General features: G+C 38.4%; 1 protein-coding gene. It reads right to left on the minus strand.

Annotated features, from left to right (window positions below):
• Positions 1 to 242 (minus strand): response regulator (locus AAEY88_RS15195; protein WP_350563730.1); only part of this gene is annotated, 242 nt, incomplete at both ends.

Consider the following 242-nt stretch of genomic DNA (forward strand, 5'->3'; position numbering starts at 1 on the left):
GAATATGACTAGTATTATCATGCTCAGCAAGGGCTTTAACTAACGAGAAACCATCCATTTCTGGCATCATGACATCTGAGATTATCAAGTCTGGAATGTATTCAATGGCGAGCTCTAATCCTTTTGAACCATTGGCTGCATTGAATGTTTTATAATCGCTTGATAGTAAATCGACCAAGAAACCTCGCAGTTCATCATTGTCTTCGACAATCAGCAGTGATTGTTGTTCTTGATTGCTAGAT

This window comes from Psychrobacter sp. CAL346-MNA-CIBAN-0220, assembly GCF_040309805.1.
Taxonomy (GTDB): domain Bacteria; phylum Pseudomonadota; class Gammaproteobacteria; order Pseudomonadales; family Moraxellaceae; genus Psychrobacter.